Here is a 20854-nt window from a genome sequence, read left to right as displayed (position 1 = left end):
TCTTAGAAGTTTTTATTCTTCTGGAGCCCGTACACTGAGTTGAGTACGGGCTTTTTTTCGTCTGGCGTCAGGGATTAAGGATCTTGAAAAGAGAAAAATTTTTCGAAATTTTTGAACTTTATGAAAACACGCCAGTCTCAAAGTATGTAGATAGCAGATAAGTGCCTTTTGATGTATTTCTGGCCGCCACACATGATTTCTGACTTATCGCTGGATGCTGCTGCTTTTTCTTACTCCTGCTTACAAATATTCATGTTGCCCGCTTCAGATGAAGCGGGCTTTTTTTGTCGTCTGCATTTGATTAATTCACATCGGGCAAAGGAATATCAAAAGGTGACGGATACTTCAGCGTCAGACTCAATGTTTTTAATGTATGGGTGGGCTCAATCATTTTCCCCTGCCCTCCATCTTCGATAAATACAGGTTCCTTCATGCCCAAACCAGTTGCAGCCCAACGATAGAAGTCAGATCGGGTCGGATGATCTGTTGCACTCAAGTGGAAAACCTCTCCGCCTCGCTGCAACGAAATAATGGAGCTTATCGCTTCAATACAGTCGTCGCGATGAATGAGATTCACTGGATCCAACCCACCGTTGACATTATCTCTTCCTGCCAAGTGTTTCCCTGGGTGTCTCTCATCACCAACTAAACCTGTCAGTCTCAGCACGACACCATGCTCACCGAACTCGCTTAGCACGTATTCTTCAATTTCCCGATGTGCTTTTCCGGATTCAGTATCCGGCTCACACACTGTGTTTTCTGTAACGACCCCTGTGATACTGCCGTAAACGGAAGAGGTACTGATAAAGATGAACTGCTTCACCCCACCAGATTTTGCCCTATCGACTAAATTTTTCATGGCATCAGCAAATTTGTGTCTGTCAAAAGAACGCCGGCCTGGCGGTATGTTGGCAACAAACACGTCACTACCAAATAGAGGCTGAGATGATGATTCTGCATTTTCACTGTATACATCGAACACCACGCCATTAATATTCTTCAATTTCAGACCTTTAAGTGAATCCTCGCTACGTTTACTGCCTGTAACCGCATACCCACCTTGGTGCAAATATTCTGCGAGTGGAAGGCCAAGCCAGCCACACCCGCTTATTGAAACTGTTTTATATGGTTCCGACATAGAAAGTTCCCTGTAAGCAATTTTCATTTCTTATCTTCATTCATTCGAGACGTGCCACAAGAACCGAACGCAATTCGCATTTGATGAAAAAAACCTCCGGCGCTGTGTAATTAAGCAACTAAAAGCGTGAATGAATACAAATTTTTAAAGGTATTTTTTGGTTAAAATGTCATTAAACGAATCCAACCGTTAGAATCGACTATAACATTGTTGGACATCGAAATATTTCACCCAATAGCGTCAGACTGAGCAGACCAAAAAAATAAGGTGGCAATGACTGACAAAACAGACAGCGGAAGTAACGCGGTAATCTGAATGAACACCCTGGAAAAAATACAAAAAAATATTGAGAACTTTAGTAAGTCGGAAAGGAAAGTCGCGGAAGTGATTATCGCCTCTCCCCAGACTGCTATTCACTCCAGCATAGCGACGCTTGCCAAAATGGCAGACGTCAGCGAACCAACGGTGAACCGTTTCTGCCGAAGGCTGGATACCAAAGGCTTCCCTGATTTTAAACTTCATCTGGCACAAAGTCTGGCAAACGGTACACCCTATGTGAACCGAAATGTCGAGGAGCACGACAGCGCTGACGCTTACACCTCGAAGATTTTCGAATCGACGATGGCGTGTCTGGATGTGGCGAAAAACAGCATCGACCCTCATCAAATCAACCGCGCGGTAGATTTGCTGACACAAGCCAAGAAAATTTCTTTCTTCGGCCTTGGAGCATCCGCTTCTGTTGCCCATGATGCTCAAAACAAATTTTTCCGCTTCAACATTCCAATTGTTTGCTTTAATGATATCGTGATGCAGCGTATGAGCTGTATCAATTGTTCAGATGGTGATGTCGTTGTGGTGATTTCTCACACCGGACGAACCAAATCACTGGTTGATGTGGCTAACCTTGCGAAGGAAAATGGCGCTACCGTTATCGGAGTGACAGAGAAAGGTTCTCCACTTGATAAAGTCTGTTCTCTGACCATCACACTGGATGTGCCGGAAGATACCGACATCTATATGCCTATGGCAAGCCGCGTGGTTCAGATGACCGTCATTGATGTTCTAGCAACAGGCTTCACTCTTCGCCGAGGCCCTGGGTTCCGTGAGAACCTCAAGCGAGTAAAAGAAGCCATCAAGGATTCTCGATTCAACAAGGAATCGCTCACCTGATTTAAAGGGCAGACCTACGGTCTGCCCTTTTTCTTTGAGTTCCGCCCGCTCAGCTACACTTCTTAATAAAGATAATTATCACTATCTATACAGCTATCTTTTCGCAAGCATTTTTACTCAGGAGACTGTCATGTCTGAGAATTTACGTCGAACAAAGATCTTGACCACGTTGGGGCCAGCGACTGATAAGGAAGATGTGCTGGAACAAATCATTGCTGCTGGCGCCAACGTCGTTAGGATGAACTTTTCTCATGGTACCCCTGAAGACCATATAGAACGTGCCAACAAGGTACGTGCTATCGCAGCTAAGTTGGGGCGCCATGTCGGTATTCTTGGAGACCTACAAGGACCGAAAATACGCGTATCAACTTTCGCCAATGGCAAAGTTCAGCTAGTTGTGGGCGATCATTTCGTTTTGGATGCTGCGCTTGAGCCCGGGAAAGGTGATAAAGAGTGTGTGGGCATTGACTACAAAAACCTCCCCAATGATGTCGATACAGACGATGTTCTCTTGCTTGATGATGGCCGGGTACAGTTGAAAGTCATCTCGGTAGACGGTACTCGTATTCTTACTGAAGTCATGGTTGGAGGGCCACTTTCGAATAACAAAGGCATCAACAAAAAAGGTGGTGGCCTCTCTGCGCCCGCTCTAACCGACAAGGATAAGCAAGACATTCTTACTGCAGCAAAAATCAAAGTGGACTTTCTAGCCATATCCTTCCCCCGTAATGGGGACGACATGCGTTTGGCACGGTCGTTAGCCCAGGAGGCAGGATTGGAAACTAGCTTGGTCGCTAAAGTAGAACGCGCTGAAACTGTCTCTTCTGATGAAAATATTGACGATATTATCGAGGCTTCAGACGTCGTTATGGTGGCACGTGGAGATCTGGGCGTAGAGATTGGCGATCCTGAACTTGTAGGCGTACAGAAAAAACTCATTCGTCGCGCACGTTCGTTGAATCGATGCGTTATTACTGCAACCCAGATGATGGAGTCAATGATCAAAGCGCCCATGCCAACACGTGCTGAAGTCATGGATGTTGCAAACGCTGTCTTAGATGGGACAGATGCCGTTATGCTCTCCGCAGAGACGGCTGCAGGCGACTATCCACTGGAAACAGTGAAAGCCATGGCTGAAGTTTGTATTGGTGCAGAGAAAATGCCATCGATTAATGTTTCAAACCATCGCCTCAACAAGGAGTTTGAGTTGATTGAAGAAACGGTTTCGATGGCGACAATGTATGCCGCGAACCACATGCCACAAGTTAAAGCGATGGTGACATTGACCGAGTCTGGCAGGACAGCACTGATGATGTCGCGGATTAGTTCCGGTAAACCTATTTTTGCACTATCCAGACACGAATCGACTCTGTGTCGATTAGCGTTATACAGGGGGGTCACTCCCGTACACTTCGAAAGTGATACAGGTGCAGGTTCTGAGGTTGCTCACAGAGCCATTGCTCACCTGAAGCAACTGGGGTATCTGAACCAATGGGATGTGGTGATTATTACTCAAGGTGACATCAACGAGTACGTAAAAACCACAAACACGATGCGTTTAATCACCGTGACCTAGCTGGTGTCTGGTACCAACGAATCTTCCGAAAGCCCCGACCCTCAGGGGCTTAATCATCTGATTCATTATACTTTTTTAGCCACCCTTTCTCAGCCGCTTCCGTCAGCATCGTCTGTACCTTTTCCCAAAGAAGTACTGAACCTTTTTCTATCTTGCTGTTAATCTTCAACGCTTGATCATGCCGAACGCCGTACTCTTTCCAGCTTTGTCCTTCGCTGTGATAGTTCAGGAGCATAGGCAGCATGCGATCCAACGCTTTTCCATAGCGCGCTTCAGGTGTTTCCCCTGCTTCAAACTCAAACCAAAGAGCCATTAGCGCGTCCCGCTGGTCTTCCGGCAATAAACCAAAGATACGCTTCGCCGCTTTTAGCTCTTTCTCAGGCTGAAGTTTTGCTGCTTCCAAATCGTAAACAAAGGTATCACCCGCATCGATTTCCACTACATCGTGAATAAGCAGCATTTTTACCACTTTTGCCACATCGACAGCTTCGTTGGCATGCTCTTGGAGCAAAACTGCCATCAAAGCAACCTGCCAGCTGTGCTCAGCAGAGTTTTCCAACCTACCTGCATCACTCTTAACACGAGTTCTCCTGAGTACCGCTTTGAGTTGATCAATCTCTACAACCAATGCCAGTTGCTTTTCCAGCCTTTCAACCGCTGACATATCACTCATTGGTCGAGGCTACCCATTTGGTGTTAATGACAGAGGTGAGGATGTGGTCTTCCCAGTTCCCGTTGATCAGCAGGTAATCTTTGGCTTCGCCTTCTTTTTTAAATCCCGCCGCGTTCAGAACCGCTTCACTGCGTTTGTTTCTTGGCATGTAAGACGCCATGATGCGGTGCAAATTCAGGTTATCGAAAAGCCATTGGTTGGTCGCCTTCAGTGCCCGTCGCATAATACCTCTCCCCTGTGCTGTCTCAGCCAGTGAATAGCCAACATTACAGGCGTGAATAGGGAACTGCATGATGTTGTTATAGGTAATTACCCCACAGACCTCATCACTGCCCTCTTCGAAAATCATGAAATAATAGGCAAGTCCGTGACGCTGCAGTTCGATTAATTGAATAACGCGCCTTTCCCAACCTTCTTGGGTAAAGAAACTGTCTCCCCGCAAGGGTTCCCAAGGTGCCAGATACTGGCGATTAACCTGAAAATAGCTCACGATAAGTGGGAGATCAGGCTTCTGTATCGCACGAATAATTAGATTATCAATACGTAAATGCGGGAAAGGGTTTATAATTTCGACAGACAATTCGCCTCCTATCCAACTGTGTCGTTACTTATGTATTACGATAGCTTTGAATCACCGCTGGGGAAAATTCACTTATTGGCTGATGAGTCTGGGCTCAGACAATTGACCTTATGTCTTCATCACCCTGTTGAGTCGTGCAAGCAGTGGAAACACTCTCCCAAGCACCTCACTCCGTACAAAAAACAAATTCTCGAGTTCCTCAAAGGGGAACGCTCCAAATTTGACATTCTACTCGCGCCAGACGGCACAGAGTTCCAGCATAAAGTTTGGCAAGTACTCCGTGAAATCCCATACGGAGAAACAAGGTCTTACGCTGATATTGCGCGGGAAATCGGCAATCCTCAAGCTTCTCGGGCCGTCGGAATGGCGAACAATGTCAATCCCATCCCTTTGGTCATTCCTTGCCACCGTGTCATTAGCTGCGGTGGTGAATTGACCGGCTATCGCTATGGTTTGGAGATCAAACAAAAGCTCCTTACCATGGAAAAAAACAGTGGCTGAGACCACCGTTTTTGTTTTTTATTTCTTACCAATGCTGTATTCACGAAGCTTGTTTGCCACAGCGGTGTGAGAAACGCTGAGTCGCTTCGCCAGCTTACGAGTTGAAGGATAACTGCGATATAGGTTCGACAAAATACCCGACTCGTAACGCTTCATAATGTCGTCCAGCGAGCCTTCCAGTGTCTCCTCAGTCAGGAAAGCACTTTGCTCCGTTTCCGGCAATTGGATGTCATCTTTGGTCAGGCAGCCTTCTTCGATTTGTGTCATTGCGCGGAACAGCACGTTTCTAAGCTGTCTGACGTTACCAGGCCATGAATATTGATTCAGCAACTCGAGTACGCCTTGTTGCAGCATCGGTCTTTCCTGCCCCAATTCTGCGGCGAACTGATTAAGGAAAAGTTCAGCGAGCGGCTGCACATCCGAAGGACGCTCACGCAGCGGCGATACCGTCAGGGAAAGAACATTTAGTCGATAATACAAATCCTCTCGGAATTGCCCTGCGGTTACGCGCTCTGACAGGTTTTTCTGCGTTGAGCAGATCACACGCACATCAACCTTGATTTCTTTCTCTTCGCCTACGCGGCGGAAAGTACCATCCTGCATAAAGCGAAGCAGTTTGATTTGTAGATGTTGGCTCATCTCCCCCACTTCATAGAGGAATACGGTCCCACCATCAGCCTGCTCAAGCTGGCCCTTCTTTCCTTCATGACCTTCCGTTGGTGCACAGCCAAACAACTCGGTTTCTGCAGCATCATCTGGCATGGACACACAGTTTACCAGCAGAAACGGACTTTCCGCACGGTGTGAACGTTGGTGACAGGCTTTAGCCAGCATCTCTTTTCCTGTGCCGGTTTCACCTTGAATCAGCAGCGGTGCATCCAGCATCGCAAATTTTTTGGCCTGATTCACCAAACTACGAAACTTACTGGATTGTCCCACCAAATGCTCAAAACCGTGCTCGCCCGGCGTGCGGTACAAGGTGGTTGGCAGGTGATTCATGGAAACTTGCTTAAGCTGAATTACCGCGCTTGCCAACACATCTTTATCTTCACTGTCGGTCACATAAACGGGCATCACTTCCATCAGGTAATCCATGCCTGAAAGCACAACCTGGCGGTGGATTTGACCAGCGTTATCACGCTCTAGCCAATGAGTGAAGTTGAAGTCAGGGAACACAGTGTTGGCAGACTCGCCAATTAAGTCAGATTCTTCGCTGCCCATCAGACGAAATGCTGCCTTGTTCGCCATGTCGACTTTACCACTGAGGTTAACCGAGAAGACGGGATCGCTGAGTGTTTCAAGCAATGCGCGCAGCTCACGATGTTCGCGCTCGGCGGGCAGGAACTGGATTTTCCGTACATCAGTCACGCCGCTGATCAGACGGATTTCGGACATCAAATGCCGGAACTCTTCGAATTCCACTTCTGGGCAGTTGAGGTAGATAATGCCAACCTGGTCGATTTCAATACCGCGCAAGTCAATGTTGCGACGCGCCAGAATGTCGAGGAGTTCGCGGGTTAATCCAAGTCGATCTTCGCAAAAGACCTGTAATCTCACGTTGGTGTCCTGTATGCAGTGGGCTGACGGCATCCTATATTACGGTGTCAGCCGCGTTGAAATGATAAGTCTCTGAGGCGAAACCTCATCAATCCCTGATGGATTGCATTATTCAATTAGCTGTATAAATAAGTGTCAGGAATTGTTGACAGTGAGAGGAGTGTGCGCCTCTCAAGCCATTCAGTCAAGAGGCGTCAATGAAAACGTGAGAGAGCCAATCCTCTCCTTGCAAAAGGAAAACATCGCCATTGACGTTAGGGTCTGCTGACCTTTGGTGATGATTTTTGCAGCAGTTTGTGGGGATTTTATGCAAGGCAGAGGCTTCGATGTGTAGCTGGCCGTCACGGGAAGCCAGTAACGCAGGAGAAAGTCCCCACAAACGCTACCCGAAGGGTTCGACTGCGCGTCCCATAACCTAAGTATTTTGTGCTTTGTTGAGGTGTATATGCTTAGAGTTACTAGGCGCACACACCTCGCCGCGCCTAAAACGCTTATGGCTAGAACAAAATCCAACCACTAAAGATCAACAGACCCTAGTTCCCTAGGGTTAGTTTGGTCAGCAACTGCTTACGCATGTCAGATAGCTTCGGTGCCTTGGTACCAATATAAGGCAGCGGACGCATCACAGACATGGCTTTGTAACCGAGTCTTGCCGTCAGAAGCCCAACACCTAGCCCTTGCGCAGCCCTTGCGGAAAGCTTGCCTGCGATATCGACCGACAGCAGATCCGTACCAATATCCGTGAGCGCTTCACTGGCTCCGGCGAAAGCCATGTTAGCCAGCACTAACTTTAGCAATCGAATGCGCGACCAGTAGCCCAGCTTTACGCCATACACTTTGGAGATTTGCTCCAACAACCTGAAGTTTCGCCATGCCACCAACAACATGTCAGCAATGGCGAGTGGACTGAGTGCAACCATGACCGCCGCTTCAGATGCGTATTTGGTCACCATTTTCTTGGCACGGGTATCTTGTTCTATCACAACCATCTGGTCATAGAGTTCGAAGACTTCACGGTCATTGTGCGTAGCAGCTAAAGATGTCTGCCATTTGTCATAGCCTGCGGTCAGTTCAACACCTGACTGTTTGGAGAGTTTCTCACACACCCCTTTGGCTTTGCCAATGCCTTCAGCAGCCATGATGGCGGTGACTTCTTCTCGCTCATCTTGTCGTCCTTTCAAGCGGCGTAGTGCCAGAAACTCGCGCCCCAAGGCGCCTATGCCCATCGCCGCAATACCAGCAATAAAGCCGCTCCAGCCAACGGCTAGCCAATCTCCGGTCTGTACTGCTGCCCATACAGAGTCGACGGTTTGCCAGCACACCAAACCAATGCCTGCTGCTGCCAGTGCGCGTAAACCCCAACGCTTTTTCTTCGGTGAGGTTAACGTCGCTTCCAATGCCTTCTCGGCATCACTTTCTTCTATGCTGGTGACAGCAAATGAAGTGTTGTCCTGCTCAAATTGACGCTGGAGCGTCAGCTCGGGAGACTCATCCTGTTGTTTCTCAGGCTCATCAAATACGACGGCTTTCTTATAATCATTCATATCGCCTCCTACCTGAGTTTGTCACCCAGCAAATATTGCAACGCTTTGTCTACGCGAATATGCGGCAAAGGCTCATCCACATCGGTTTGCATCGGGCGAAATTGGCGGAATTCGAATTGATTATCCCGCCAGAAAGCTTCGCCCGGTAACCGAGACGGCACATCACCCGGGTACATCAACATTGGCTCACCATTTTCCAACGTGCCACGTAGTGCAGACATGGTTTCACCCTGATGATTCACCATGCCGGGCTCAGTCGCTTGAATCGACGCCAAGCTGACACACTCCATATCAATGCCTTCAAATGCCGCTGTTTGCCAAGCTTCGTGGATCAGCTGCTGGAGCAGAGAAACCAGATTCGGATGCTGGTCTGGCGTCACATGGTCCGCTTTGGTCGCCGCAAAAAGAATCTTGTCGATGCGCGGTGCAAAGAGTCGGCGCAGCAAACCGCTTTTTCCGTAGCGGAAGCTTTGCATTAACTGCTCCAACGCCATTCGCATATCGTTAAACGACGCAGGGCCCGCATTGAGTGGTTGCAAGGTATCCACCAGCACAATCTGTCGATCGACTTTAGAGAAATGCTCTTGATAGAAGCCTTTCACAATATGCTGGCAGTAGTAATCGTATCTCTGCTTCAGCATGGCGTAGTTGCTGCCTTTCGGCGCATTCGCCAGTTGGCTTTCACCATACTTATTGCCAACCAATGGGAAAAACTGAAGCACGGGCGCGCCTGCATATTCGCCTGGTAATACAAACCGGCCTGGTTGCACCCAATGCAGCCCCCCTTCTTCCTTACAGGCATGAAGGTAAGCGGTAAATTTCGCCGCTATCTCGCCGATCAGTTTTTCATCCGCGCCTGCCAACGGGTCGAAGCGGTCGACCGCTTCCAGCCAAGCCTCTGCCAACTCTTTGCGCTTGCCAGTCAAGATGCCACTTTGTTTACGCGACCATTCATCAAAACTCATGGAGAGCAGTGGCAAATCAAGCAACCATTCTCCTGGGTAATCAACGATGTCGAGATACAGCGTTGCAGTATCTTGCAATAACTTCATCGCCCCTTTTTCGGGGCGGTATCGAATTTCCAGTCTGATCTCGCTGACATCGCGCGTTGGAGAAGGCCATGTTGGCGGATGCGCGCGCAATGACTGAATGCCAAGATCGTAGTCGAAGGCTGGAATATGAAGATGGCTCTGCTGAACACGTCGCGCACCGAGAACACGTCCTTCGCGGACAGGCGCAAACAAAGGCATACGCGGATTGGTCGCGCTGTGCAGTAACTGATTGATGAGTGAGGTGATAAAGGCGGTTTTACCGGCACGGGAAAGTCCGGTCACTGCAAGGCGAATATGCCTGTCGAGGCTACGGCTCACCCATTTATTCACCTGACGCTTCACTGAATTCATAAATAGCAGCACCCCTCAAAAGATAAATCCCCCGCGATAAAAGCGGGGGATAACGTCATCATGGATTTTGATTAGAGCTTTTTGAACTGTCGGTTCAATTCGTACTCTTTTGATGTTACGTACGCTTCCATTTTGGCAACGTCGTGTTCCATCTCTCCCATTTCACTTTCAATATCAGCCAGCAACTGGCTTGCTGATTTCCCTTGTTGCCAAGGTTTTTGTTTCACTTGATGCTCTTTGTAATGGAAAGTCCGTTTTGCCTCTTCCGGCGGCATTTTTTCAAGGATAAGCATGGCGGCAACGTATGCCACGATAACGAAAAAGCCTAGCCCCACAAGAAATGCCGTCACAGTCAGGATCCTCACTAACCAGATTTCCATCCCGAAGTAATCAGCGACACCTGCACAAACGCCACCGATCTTCCCGTTTATAGGATCACGATACAACGTTTTGCTCATTGTCTATGTCTCCAATTTGGCGCTTCCTCATCAAGAATGCGCTCCAGAGAATGAATGCGGTCCTGCAATGCTTCCGCGCGGTTTGCCAGGGCTTGCAATTGCTCAAACTCATCACCACTCAAGCCCTGACCGACTTGTCGTTTACTGCGGTAGTGGAGCCACAACCACAGTGGTGCAACGAATACAAAAAACACCACCAGTGGAATTGAAAGAAACGCCATTGACATGTCTACTCCTTACCTTTGAGAAGGCTTATTCTTTGTCCTTAAGTTCCGCTTTCATGCGTTCAAGTTCTTTTTCGATTTCATCCTGCGCTTGCAGGTCTGCAAATTCGTCTTCAAGACGTTTGCCTTTACCAATGCTGTAGCTGTCTGCTTCTGCTTCCAACTCATCAATGCGGCGCTCGTATTGCTCGAATTTTGCCAGCGCTTCATCAGTGCGGCCAGTATCCAGTTGGCGACGCACGTCGCGGCGTTTGCCAGCGGCTTCGCGGCGAATCACCAGTGCTTGCTGACGGGCGCGGGTTTCTGCCAGCTTGGTTTCAAGCTCTGCGATTTCGTTACCCAGTTTACCGATAGTCTCTTCGACCAGATTGTACTCTTCTTTGAGGGTCAGCAGGACATCGTGCACTTTTTGCTTTTCAATCAGTGCCGCGCGAGCCAGATCTTCACGAGATTTCTGAAGTGCAAGTGTCGCTTTTTCCTGCCAATCTGTCAGTTGACGCTCAATGCCTTCGATTTTACGCGCCAGTTCTTTTTTGTCTGCCAGTGCACGTGCAGAAGAAGTGCGAACTTCAACCAGTGTGTCTTCCATTTCCTGAATGATCAGGCGAACCATTTTTTGTGGATCTTCTGCTTTATCCAGCAGTGAATTGACGTTAGCGTTAACAATATCTGCAAAGCGAGAGAAAATACCCATTGTGATGCTCCTTATTGCCGAATGCGCTCTGTGCGCTTACAGTTGAGGGAAACCTCATTTGCCAGATACATATCAAGCCCCGTGCCAACTTTTATATCCTATAGATTACAATAAGTTAACTCATTACGTGCATTTTATCCTCATAAGGGTATGATGAAATAAACTAACAGTTGGCAAATTTCACCATGCAGAAACCTGACAACCTGATTGGCGAATCTGATCACTTCCTTTCCGTCCTCGATCATGTCTCCCGCCTTGCACCGCTTGACCGCCCGGTGTTGATTCTGGGAGAGCGAGGTACAGGTAAAGAGCTCATCGCCAAGCGCCTGCATTATTTATCACGCCGTTGGGACGGCCCGCTGGTCAGCCTGAACTGCGCAGCACTGAGTGAAGGCCTGATTGATTCTGAGCTGTTTGGCCATGAAGCCGGCTCATTTAGTGGCGCGAAAGGAAAACACAAAGGCCGTTTTGAGCGGGCTGAAGGCGGCACTCTGTTTCTCGACGAATTGGCAACAGCGCCACTTGGCGTGCAGGAAAAACTGCTTAGAGTTATTGAATACGGCGAGTATGAGCGCGTAGGCGGCAGTGATGTCTTAAGCGCGGATGTCAGGCTTGTGTGCGCGACTAACGAAAACTTGCCCCAGATGGCCGATGACGGGAAGTTCCGCGCTGATCTTCTCGACCGTCTCGCCTTTGATGTTATACACCTTCCCCCACTGCGTGAACGACAAGGTGACATTTTACTCCTTGCCGAGTATTACGCTCTGAAGATGTGCAGGGAGCTTGGTTACAGTTACTTTTCTGGCTTCTCAATAGACGCGATCAAGCTACTCAACAGCTATCGCTGGCCTGGTAACGTACGAGAGCTAAAGAACGTGGTAGAACGCGCCATATACCGTCACGCCGACGAAGGCAGCGAAATTGATGCGGAAGACATTCAACTCGACCCGTTCAAAGCACCCTGGCGAAACGAAAAGCCTGCAGAGAAGGCGGAGTCGAAATCAGAAATCACCTTCCCACTCAATTTACGTCAATGGCAGCAGGATCAGGAGAAGGAAATTGTTGAAAAGGCGATGGAACAAGCACGTTTTAATCAACGACGCGCCGCAGAGCTGCTTAGCTTAAGCTACCATCAAATAAGAGGGTTGCTGCGAAAATACAATCTGGTTGGTGAGGAAAACACCGATTCGGCATAAGTTTTTCGCCAATTGTTCTGAAATTACCCAGATATTTGCGCCGCCACTTGGTGACTCTGTTGCTTCAGTGGTAAATTAAAACACTTAACTTTATCACCTAATCATTGGCTTATGAGCGCTCTAGGCCGCTTGCTACTGGCAAGCGTAACCATCCTCTTCTTGGCAGGATGTGAAGACCCGTTCTCCGATAACGCTGCGCGTAACCGTGGTTTCATCTATTGCGGCCCGGGTCAACCCAATACTTTCAATCCACAGTTGACCGATGGCGGTCTGACCGCTGACGCGCTCTCCAGCCAAATCTACGATCGGCTCCTTCAACTAGACCCGCAGACATACAAGCCTGTCCCTATGTTGGCTCAGAGCTGGGAAGTAAGCCCGGATGGCAAAGAATATATCTTCAATCTTCGCCAGAGCGCCAGCTTTCAGGTTACGGACTGGTTTATTCCACATCGTGGCGTAAATGCAGAGGATGTGGTTTTCAGCTTCAAGCGACTGATTGACCCTGAGCATCCTTTTCACAATGTTTCTGGCGGTGACTATCCGTGGTTTGAAAGTATGGATTTCGCTGGGCTGGTAGATGATGTCGTCGCACTTGATGACTACACAGTAAAATTTACTCTATCGCGCCCTGATGTTTCATTCCTGTCTACCCTTTCAACCACGTACGCGGTTGTCCATTCAGCGGAATACGCTGAACATCTTTTAAAGAAAGGTACGCCAGCCAAAATCGACTCACAACCGGTCGGCTCAGGTGCATTCTATCTGGATGAATACGAACCTCACCGCTTCATTCGATTGAAAAGACACTGGGGATACTGGAATGGTGCTGCGCCTATGGAGCAAATCGCCTATGACATCAGTAACCGTGGCACAGGCTCCCTGAGTAAACTCATCACCCGCGAATGCGATGTGCTTTCTTCTCCTATTGCCAGCCAACTTTCTGTTATCAAAAACAATCCTGATTTTGTTTTGGCGTCGCAGACAGGTATGAATGTAGCGTTTCTTGCGCTCAATACCCGCCACCATGCGCTCTCGGAATTAGAAGTCCGTCAAGCGATCAGTTTGGCAATCAACCGTGAAGCGCTGATTCAATCGGTTTATTACGGCACAGGAACGCCCGCAAATGGCATGTTACCCCCCATGTCATGGGCCTATAACGAAAAGTCTTCCGTGACTTTTGACCCTCAGCTCGCACTAAGCCTGATGGCAAAAGCCGGTTACCGTCACGGCTTTGAGGTGGATCTGATTGTACCTTTGACACCCAAAGCCTATAACCCGAGTCCGCGAAAAACGGCAGAGTTAATTCAGGCGAATCTGGCTCCAATTGGTATCACGGTCAATATCATTGCGCTTGAAGATATTAACCGTAAGCTACTGCGCGACAATATTGATGAGCTCGGCATGGTATTAACCGGGTGGATAGCGGATAACGGTGACCCGGACAACTTCCTGAGGCCACTGCTTTCTTGCAACGCAAAATTCACTGGCTGGAACCTCTCCAACTGGTGTAACCGTTATTTTGACCGTTTCATCGATTCAGCAATTGCCACCGACGAACGAAATGAACGCCGCAATCTTTATTTGCAAGCGCAACGCATTCTTAATGAGCGTATGCCAGTGATCCCGCTGGCACACGGTGTTCACTATCAGGCGCGAAATGCGTCACTTCAGGGCATCACATTAAGCCCGTTTGGAGACAAATCTTTTGCGAACGTATCCAGGAGTCGCTGATCTATGTTGATCTATGCCATTCGCCGGCTCAATCTTTTCATCATCACCCTGCTGATCCTGACGATGATCGGCTATAACATCGTAAAACTCGATCCGCTCTCGGTGTTCAATCAATATGAGTACTGGACAGGCTGGACACAGTACCTGCGTGAGCTCATGCAAGGTAACCTTGGTATCGCTGCCAATGGTCAACCTGTGACAGAGTCCTTATCCCGTGTCTTCCCCGCAACGCTAGAGTTGTGCTTCTTTGCTTTCTTACTGGCATTGTTGTTGGGTATTCCATTTGGCACTCTGGCAGGCATTCGCCGCGGCTCTTCAACAGACATGGTGATTTCATCGCTAACTCTGTTCACGTTTTCCATGCCAATCTTCTGGATGGCTATCCTGATGATCATGGTGTTTTCGTTGTATTTGGGTTGGCTGCCAGTTTCTGGCCGTTACAACCTGCTGTTCGAAATCCCATCCATAACGGGCTTTGCGTTTGTCGATGTGTTGCTGTCTAACCACCCACAACGTAGCCAAGCACTGGAAGACATCATTCGCCATCTCATCATGCCGACACTGGTATTGGCTATCGCCCCGACCACTGAAATCATCAAGCTATTGCGAGATTCCGTCGCTGAAGTGATGAGCCAAAACTATATTAAAGCTGCCGCGACCAAAGGACTGTCGAAATCAGAAATCGTTATGCGTCATGTACTGAAAAATGCTTTGCCGCCCATCATCCCTAAGTTCGGCATCCAGATTTCGACCATGATGACCTTCGCGATCATTACCGAGTCTGTTTTCAACTGGCCAGGTATTGGTACCTGGCTACTGGATGCGCTGAGCTTCCAAGACTATGTCGCCGTGCAGGCTGGGGTGCTTGCCGTTGGTAGTGTTGTACTTATTGCGAACATTTTCTCTGATCTGACTGGTGCGGCTATCAGCCCGCTCGCAAGGAAAGAATGGTATGCCCTCAAATAGTGTTTATTTAGAAGAGCGCATCCCAACTCAGCTTGAGCGCTCCTGGAAAGCATTCCGTGAAAATACCCTTGCGGTATTCGGATTCTGGTGTCTGTGTATTTTGGTTCTGGTGACCCTACTTGCGCCCTGGATTACCCCTTATAGCGCGCAGTTCCAAACTGGTGAGTTGCTCTTGCCACCATCCTGGGACACTAAGGGCACAGTTGATTACTTTCTAGGGACTGATGACCTAACAAGGGATATGCTTTCCCGGCTGATTGAAGGCTCCCGACTCACGTTTGGCTATGCGGTGCTTGTCGCTTTGGCTGCTGGGATTTTAGGCGTGCTTATTGGTATTCTCGCGGGTATGACTTCGGGTCTGAAATCCAGCTTCCTAAATCACCTTCTCGATACTGTGCTTTCCATCCCATCCTTACTACTGGCGATTATTGTTGTCGCTTTCCAAGGGCCCGGAGAACTGAGTATTTTGCTGGCAGTTTGGCTGGCCTTAATTCCCCGGTTTATCCGAGCCGTCTATACTGCAGTCCATGCGGAGATGGAAAAAGAGTACATTCTTGCTGCCCGACTAGATGGGGCAAACAGCTTCTATCTACTCTATTACTCTGTATTACCCAATATCCTGGTCACGCTCAGTACGGAGTTAACCCGCGCCATTTCAGTAGCTATTCTTGATATCGCAGCGCTGGGTTTCCTCGGTCTCGGCGCTCAAGCACCTTCACCTGAATGGGGCGCGATGCTCGGGGACTCCATTGAACTGGTGTTTACTGCGCCTTGGACAGTGACGCTGCCAGGGCTGGCCATCACGATTAGCGTACTTGTCGTCAACCTAGTGGGTGATGGTATTACACAAGCGATTAACGCGGGGACAGAATAATGCCGTTGTTAGATATTCGACACCTGACGATTGAAATTGAAACGCCACAAGGCCTTGTGAAAGCAGTTGACCGGATGAGCCTCACCATCAGCGAAGGGGAAATTCGTGGTTTGGTGGGCGAGTCAGGCTCGGGTAAAAGTCTGGTTGCCAAAGCCATCTGTGGCGTTACAAAAGATAACTGGCGTGTCACTGCGGACCGCCTTCGCCTCGGTAATATCGACCTACTAGCCCTTCCTGCCCGTGAACGACGCCACGTTGTCGGGAAAGACATTGCCATGATTTTCCAAGAGCCTTCGACCTGTCTCGACCCCTCTGAGCAGGTGGGCTATCAGTTGGAAGAAGCCATTCCTTCTGATTCCTTCAGCGGGAGTTGGTGGCAAAGACTTTCGTGGCGCAAACAGCAATCGATAGCTCTGCTGCATAAGGTAGGGATCAAAGACCACAAGCGCATCATGAAGAGCTATCCGTATGAGCTCACGGATGGCGAGTGCCAGAAAGTCATGATTGCGATGGCCATTGCTAACCGCCCTCGCCTTTTGATTGCGGACGAACCAACCAACGATTTGGACCCGATCACACAGGCTCAAATCTTCCGCCTGCTCAGCCGTACCAACCAGTTGGCAAACACCACCATTTTGCTGATCAGCCACGACCTGACCACGGTTACCCAATGGGCAGATCGTATTACTGTGATGTACTGCGGTCAGTCTGTCGAATCGGCAGGACGGAAACAAATCCTGCAGGCACCACATCACCCATACACTGATGCGCTGCTTCGCGCGATGCCGGACTTTAGCCTAGACATCCCACACAAGAGCAAACTTGAAGCGCTGCCGGGCTCTATTCCTCCACTGCAGCATTTACCAATTGGCTGTCGACTCGGCCCTCGCTGCCCTTACGCCCAGCGTAAGTGCGTTGAGGTTCCCCGCACCCGAAAAGTGAAGAATCACAAGTTTGCCTGTCATTTCCCACTTAATATGGAAGTCAAAAAGCATGACCGCACTGCTTGAAGTCGATGGCTTGTGTAAAAACTATCAATACCGCACAGGTCTTTTCACCAAGCGAGTGATTGAAGCGGTGAAGCCGGTCTCTTTTTCCATAGAAGCTGGCGAAACGCTGGCATTTATTGGTGAAAACGGCTCTGGTAAATCAACACTTGCCAAGATGTTGGCTGGCGTCGTTTCACCGACTAGCGGAGAAATCCGCGTAAACGGAGAAGTGTTGGGTGTCAGCGATTATAAAACCCGCTGTAAGCTTATCCGGATGATTTTCCAGGATCCCAACACCTCGTTAAACCCGCGAAATCAGATCGGGCAAATCCTTGAAGCGCCTTTAAAGAGAAACACCAACATGACGCTGCAAGAACGCGAGCGACGCGTTGTCGATACGCTTCGTCAGGTGGGCTTACTTCCTGAGCACGCATACTTTTATCCACAAATGCTAGCGACAGGTCAGAAACAGCGTGTATCGCTCGCTAGAGCCCTTATTCTTCAGCCTTGTGTGATTGTTGCCGATGAAGCATTAAACGGGCTGGACATGTCGATGCGCTCGCAGATCCTTAATCTGCTGCTAGAGCTACAAGAGTTGATGGGTTTGTCCTATGTTTATGTGTCTCAGCACATGGGGGTAGTCAAGCATGTCGCCGACAAGGTCATGGTGATGCAAAATGGCGAGGTTGTCGAGGCTGGTACTACCCAACAGGTTTTCACAGCACCTGAGCACGCATTGACGCAAAGGCTGATAGAAAGTCACTTTACCGCACCGACACTGGACAGGCGCTCGCGATACCAAACTACCTGATATTAAAAAGCCCTGCAACGCAGGGCTTTTTACCTGTCTTACGCGGTGGCGTTATGCCAATGAAGCGTTGATTTCTGTCAGCACTGCCATTGGGTCTGCTGCTTGGGTGATTGGGCGTCCAATCACCAGATAATCAGAACCTGCTGTCACTGCTTCAACCGGCGTCATGATTCGGCGTTGATCAGCGGCATCGCTGCCTGCAGGACGAATACCCGGCGTCACCAGTTTGAACTCTTGGCCAAGTGTACTCTTCAACATCGCAGACTCATGCGCAGAGCAAACCACGCCATCAAGGCCGCTATTGCGGGTCAAGGTGGCAAGCGACATCACATGCTCCTGAGGCTCACGGTTAATACCGATACCCACCAAGTCACTTTGTTCCATGCTGGTCAGTACTGTTACACCAATCAGCATTGGCTTGTCTTTACCATATGCTTCAAGCGCTTTACGCGCCGCCACCATCATTCGCTCTCCGCCACTGGCGTGAACATTCACCATCCAAACACCGAGCTCTGCTGCTGCGGCAACTGCGCGCGCGCAGGTATTCGGAATGTCATGGAACTTTAGGTCCAGAAAAACAGTGTGTCCACGTTCATGCAGTTTACGAACGTAGTCAGGGCCATACAGGGTAAACATTTCCTTACCCACTTTCAGGTGACAACTGCCTGGCTCGATGCGATCTACAAACGCCAGCGCCTGATCAATGTTTGGGTAATCCAATGCAACAATTACTTTAGGGTCCTGCATTCCTACTTATTCTCCGTCTAGGCCTCGTATCGGTTTTATCGACCCCCATCCTTTACAAGATGGGCAATGCCAGTAAAGCGAGTGGGTCGAAAAGCCACACTTTCTGCAACGATAGTGCGGCTTTACTTTTAGCTGTTCCTCAACCAGATGCTTTAGTGTGTTCAAGCTGGTTTTCCCGCGGCCTTCTTCAGCTTGTTCAACGTGCAATTGCATTAGCTTGTGGAAGCCTTTCATAGTCGGGTTTTTCGTCAACTGACGGGTGAGGAAACTTTGTGCCATGGCAGCATTTTCATGGTCACTGATAATGTCTGACATCATCAGTTCTGCCGAAGCACCTGTGTTCTTTTCAATGCAGCTTTTCAAGAAGCGAACCAAGGACATTTCTTTGCCCATTTCGCCATAGCATTTATCCAGTAGAGGCAATGCCTCGCTGACGAAATCTGGATCTTGTTCCAGAACCTGCTCCAGCACTTTGGCAGCATCTCTGTAATCTTCATTGCCAATATCAAGACGCGCCAGCATTAAAGAAGCACGTACGCAAGCTTTGTCTGTGGTTATAGCCTTCTTGAGAAGCTGACGGGCAACTTTCTCATCGTTATCACCCATCGACTGCATTGCCAGTTCACAATAGAAATGGGAAATGTCCCGCTTGAGCTTACTCTTACCGCCTCGCACCAATTTACTGGCGATATCTATCGCTTTTTCCCACTCTCGCGTTTGTTGATAAATGGCGAGAAGCTGTTGCAACGCAAATTCTTTGTAGTCTGGCTCATCGACCAATTGATGAAATATTTTCTCTGCTCGGTCGAAAAAGCCAGCGACCATGTAATCTTTGGCAAGCTGTTGAAGGGCAAGATTACGCTGGTCAAGCGTGAGGTTGGGACGGGCAATCAGATTTTGGTGAATGCGAATAGCACGGTCTACCTCTCCGCGGGAGCGGAAAAGGTTACCGAGAGCAAGGTGGGTGTCTATCGTCTCGTTATCGACTTGGAGCAGTTCTATAAAAAGGTCCACCGCTTTGTCAGATTGGTCTGACAAAAGTAGGTTAAGACCTGCGACATACTGTCTTGATAGATGATGCGACTGATCCTGTCGACGATGACGAGCATTCCTATTGCCCATATACCAACCGTAACCGGCGGCAATTGGCAGCAACAGAAACAGCAGCTCTAGCATTTACGCTTATTCCTTAACAGGGTCCGTACGCAGTTTGTCCAACTCCTGGCGCTGCTTGTTTACCTGCTTTTTCAGCATGGCTGCAGACATTCGGGCTTTCAGATAAAGCATGCCGCAAATCAGCCAGCCAAGCGCAAAACCAGTGCCAAAGACTACGCCCAAGAGTAGAGATAATCGAAACTCTCCCTGTGCCACCAGATAGTTGAAGTTAACGACTTCCTGATTCTGTGCACCAAGGGCGAGTGTCATAAGAAAACACAGGACGAGTAAAACGATACCAATAATCTTCACAGTCACTCCCTCATTATTTTCTCCGGTTTAAGGTGCTCAACATGTTGCATCAAACACTTACCGGACTCTTATACCTAAACCCCCTCGGCAACTGCCATGCCTAGAAGAAGAGATTTGGGTATATACCCAAATAACCTGAAGATACAGGATTTAGCGAGTTTGGGTATATATGTGATTATGCAGCAATTTGGCTTGTCAGACCATTGCAATAGGCATAAAAAAAACGGCATACGAATAGCATGCCGTTTTTTTATTCGGAATCGAATCAGCTAATGTTGACTCGGTCGCGAAGCTCCTTGCCCGGTTTGAAGTGAGGGACGTACTTGCCGTCGAGCTCAACTTTATCTCCCGTTTTTGGATTGCGTCCAACGCGAGGAGCGCGATAATGCAAAGAGAAACTACCAAAACCACGAATCTCGATTCGGTCACCTTCCTCGAGTGTAGTGGCCATGTGTTCAAGGATTTCCTTGATGGCATCTTCTACCTGTTTGGCAGAAAGATGGGTTTGTTGACTACATAGTCTTTCGATCAACTCAGACTTCGTCATGATCACCC

22 protein-coding genes are annotated in these 20854 nt (G+C 48.9%); 9 read left to right on the top strand and 13 right to left on the bottom strand.

Annotated elements, in window-relative coordinates; genetic code table 11:
• Positions 1-301 precede the first annotated feature (301 nt).
• On the bottom strand, positions 302-1165 hold the full coding sequence (locus tag GMA8713_RS05835; protein WP_232314370.1) for an NAD(P)H-binding protein: 864 nt from the start codon (positions 1163-1165) through the stop codon (positions 302-304).
• 288 nt (positions 1166-1453) lie between these two features.
• Between GMA8713_RS05835 and GMA8713_RS05830 the strand changes: the two genes are divergently transcribed.
• Positions 1454-2308 carry a MurR/RpiR family transcriptional regulator gene (locus tag GMA8713_RS05830; RefSeq protein ID WP_062706753.1) on the top strand — a complete coding sequence of 285 codons (855 nt, stop codon included), beginning with the start codon at positions 1454-1456 and terminating at the stop codon, positions 2306-2308.
• Between the two features lie 130 nt (positions 2309-2438).
• The gene (gene pyk, locus GMA8713_RS05825) at positions 2439-3884 is read left to right on the top strand and encodes a pyruvate kinase (protein WP_062706751.1); all 1446 of its coding nucleotides are present in this window, start codon (positions 2439-2441) and stop codon (positions 3882-3884) included.
• A gap of 49 nt (positions 3885-3933) precedes the next feature.
• Here pyk and GMA8713_RS05820 read toward each other — a convergent pair whose 3' ends face one another.
• Both GMA8713_RS05820 and rimJ read right to left on the bottom strand, forming a co-directional pair.
• Positions 3934-4557 (bottom strand): HD domain-containing protein, encoded by a 624-nt coding sequence (locus GMA8713_RS05820; protein WP_062706749.1) that lies wholly within the window; start codon positions 4555-4557, stop codon positions 3934-3936.
• Positions 4550-5137, bottom strand: coding sequence for a ribosomal protein S5-alanine N-acetyltransferase (gene rimJ / locus GMA8713_RS05815; RefSeq protein WP_062706747.1), 588 nt, complete (start codon positions 5135-5137; stop codon positions 4550-4552). Before rimJ ends, GMA8713_RS05820 begins: the two co-directional genes overlap by 8 nt.
• Before the next feature lie 30 nt (positions 5138-5167).
• On the opposite strand from rimJ, the gene GMA8713_RS05810 reads away from it, so the two are divergent.
• Positions 5168-5638, top strand: a complete 471-nt coding sequence (locus tag GMA8713_RS05810) for a methylated-DNA--[protein]-cysteine S-methyltransferase (protein ID WP_062706744.1) — start codon at positions 5168-5170, stop codon at positions 5636-5638.
• A gap of 18 nt (positions 5639-5656) precedes the next feature.
• Here the strand turns inward: GMA8713_RS05810 and tyrR are convergent, their stop codons facing one another.
• The 6 genes from tyrR to pspA form a co-directional block, all read right to left on the bottom strand.
• Complete coding sequence (tyrR, locus tag GMA8713_RS05805; protein WP_062706742.1) at positions 5657-7195, bottom strand: transcriptional regulator TyrR; 1539 nt, start codon at positions 7193-7195, stop codon at positions 5657-5659.
• Positions 7196-7728: 533 nt separating this feature from the next.
• Positions 7729-8739, bottom strand: coding sequence for a YcjF family protein (locus GMA8713_RS05800; RefSeq protein WP_062706740.1), 1011 nt, complete (start codon positions 8737-8739; stop codon positions 7729-7731).
• 8 nt (positions 8740-8747) lie between these two features.
• Positions 8748-10142 carry a YcjX family GTP-binding protein gene (locus GMA8713_RS05795; protein ID WP_062706738.1) on the bottom strand — a complete coding sequence of 465 codons (1395 nt, stop codon included), beginning with the start codon at positions 10140-10142 and terminating at the stop codon, positions 8748-8750.
• Positions 10143-10213: 71 nt separating this feature from the next.
• The gene (gene pspC, locus GMA8713_RS05790; RefSeq protein ID WP_062706736.1) at positions 10214-10600 is read right to left on the bottom strand and encodes an envelope stress response membrane protein PspC; all 387 of its coding nucleotides are present in this window, start codon (positions 10598-10600) and stop codon (positions 10214-10216) included.
• Complete coding sequence (gene pspB, locus GMA8713_RS05785) at positions 10597-10827, bottom strand: envelope stress response membrane protein PspB (protein ID WP_002539261.1); 231 nt, start codon at positions 10825-10827, stop codon at positions 10597-10599. Before pspB ends, pspC begins: the two co-directional genes overlap by 4 nt.
• 25 nt (positions 10828-10852) lie before the next feature.
• The gene (gene pspA / locus GMA8713_RS05780) at positions 10853-11518 is read right to left on the bottom strand and encodes a phage shock protein PspA (RefSeq protein WP_002539260.1); all 666 of its coding nucleotides are present in this window, start codon (positions 11516-11518) and stop codon (positions 10853-10855) included.
• Between the two features lie 185 nt (positions 11519-11703).
• Between pspA and pspF the strand changes: the two genes are divergently transcribed.
• From pspF to GMA8713_RS05750, 6 genes are all read left to right on the top strand, one after another.
• Positions 11704-12714 carry a phage shock protein operon transcriptional activator gene (pspF, locus tag GMA8713_RS05775; protein WP_062706734.1) on the top strand — a complete coding sequence of 337 codons (1011 nt, stop codon included), beginning with the start codon at positions 11704-11706 and terminating at the stop codon, positions 12712-12714.
• Positions 12715-12825: 111 nt separating this feature from the next.
• The gene (gene sapA / locus GMA8713_RS05770; RefSeq protein WP_062706732.1) at positions 12826-14445 is read left to right on the top strand and encodes an ABC transporter substrate-binding protein SapA; all 1620 of its coding nucleotides are present in this window, start codon (positions 12826-12828) and stop codon (positions 14443-14445) included.
• 3 nt (positions 14446-14448) lie between these two features.
• Positions 14449-15411: an ABC transporter permease gene (locus GMA8713_RS05765; protein ID WP_062706730.1), complete on the top strand. Its 963-nt coding sequence runs from the start codon at positions 14449-14451 to the stop codon at positions 15409-15411.
• Positions 15398-16285 (top strand): putrescine export ABC transporter permease SapC, encoded by an 888-nt coding sequence (sapC, locus tag GMA8713_RS05760; RefSeq protein WP_062706728.1) that lies wholly within the window; start codon positions 15398-15400, stop codon positions 16283-16285. The genes GMA8713_RS05765 and sapC overlap by 14 nt, the downstream gene beginning before the upstream one ends.
• A complete protein-coding gene (locus tag GMA8713_RS05755; protein ID WP_062706726.1) occupies positions 16285-17295 on the top strand; it encodes a peptide ABC transporter ATP-binding protein in 1011 nt (336 codons plus the stop codon). Before sapC ends, GMA8713_RS05755 begins: the two co-directional genes overlap by 1 nt.
• Positions 17279-18085, top strand: coding sequence for a peptide ABC transporter ATP-binding protein (locus GMA8713_RS05750; protein WP_062706724.1), 807 nt, complete (start codon positions 17279-17281; stop codon positions 18083-18085). The genes GMA8713_RS05755 and GMA8713_RS05750 overlap by 17 nt, the downstream gene beginning before the upstream one ends.
• 51 nt (positions 18086-18136) lie before the next feature.
• On the opposite strand, the gene pyrF is transcribed toward GMA8713_RS05750, so the two are convergent.
• The 4 genes from pyrF to ihfB all read right to left on the bottom strand — a co-directional run bounded on the left by pyrF (position 18137) and on the right by ihfB (position 20846).
• Entirely contained in the window at positions 18137-18832 is a 696-nt protein-coding gene (gene pyrF, locus GMA8713_RS05745; protein ID WP_062706722.1) for an orotidine-5'-phosphate decarboxylase, read from the bottom strand.
• Between the two features lie 6 nt (positions 18833-18838).
• Positions 18839-20008 (bottom strand): lipopolysaccharide assembly protein LapB, encoded by a 1170-nt coding sequence (gene lapB, locus GMA8713_RS05740; RefSeq protein WP_062706721.1) that lies wholly within the window; start codon positions 20006-20008, stop codon positions 18839-18841.
• 6 nt (positions 20009-20014) lie between these two features.
• Complete coding sequence (locus tag GMA8713_RS05735; protein WP_062706719.1) at positions 20015-20299, bottom strand: LapA family protein; 285 nt, start codon at positions 20297-20299, stop codon at positions 20015-20017.
• Positions 20300-20564: 265 nt separating this feature from the next.
• Positions 20565-20846, bottom strand: coding sequence for an integration host factor subunit beta (ihfB, locus tag GMA8713_RS05730; protein ID WP_002539244.1), 282 nt, complete (start codon positions 20844-20846; stop codon positions 20565-20567).
• Between the last annotated feature and the right edge of the window lie 8 nt (positions 20847-20854).

This window comes from Grimontia marina (genome assembly GCF_900060185.1).
Lineage (GTDB): Bacteria > Pseudomonadota > Gammaproteobacteria > Enterobacterales > Vibrionaceae > Enterovibrio > Enterovibrio marinus.
The sequence above is the reverse complement of the archived record's forward strand: the minus strand, read 5'-3'. Positions and strand labels throughout refer to the sequence as shown.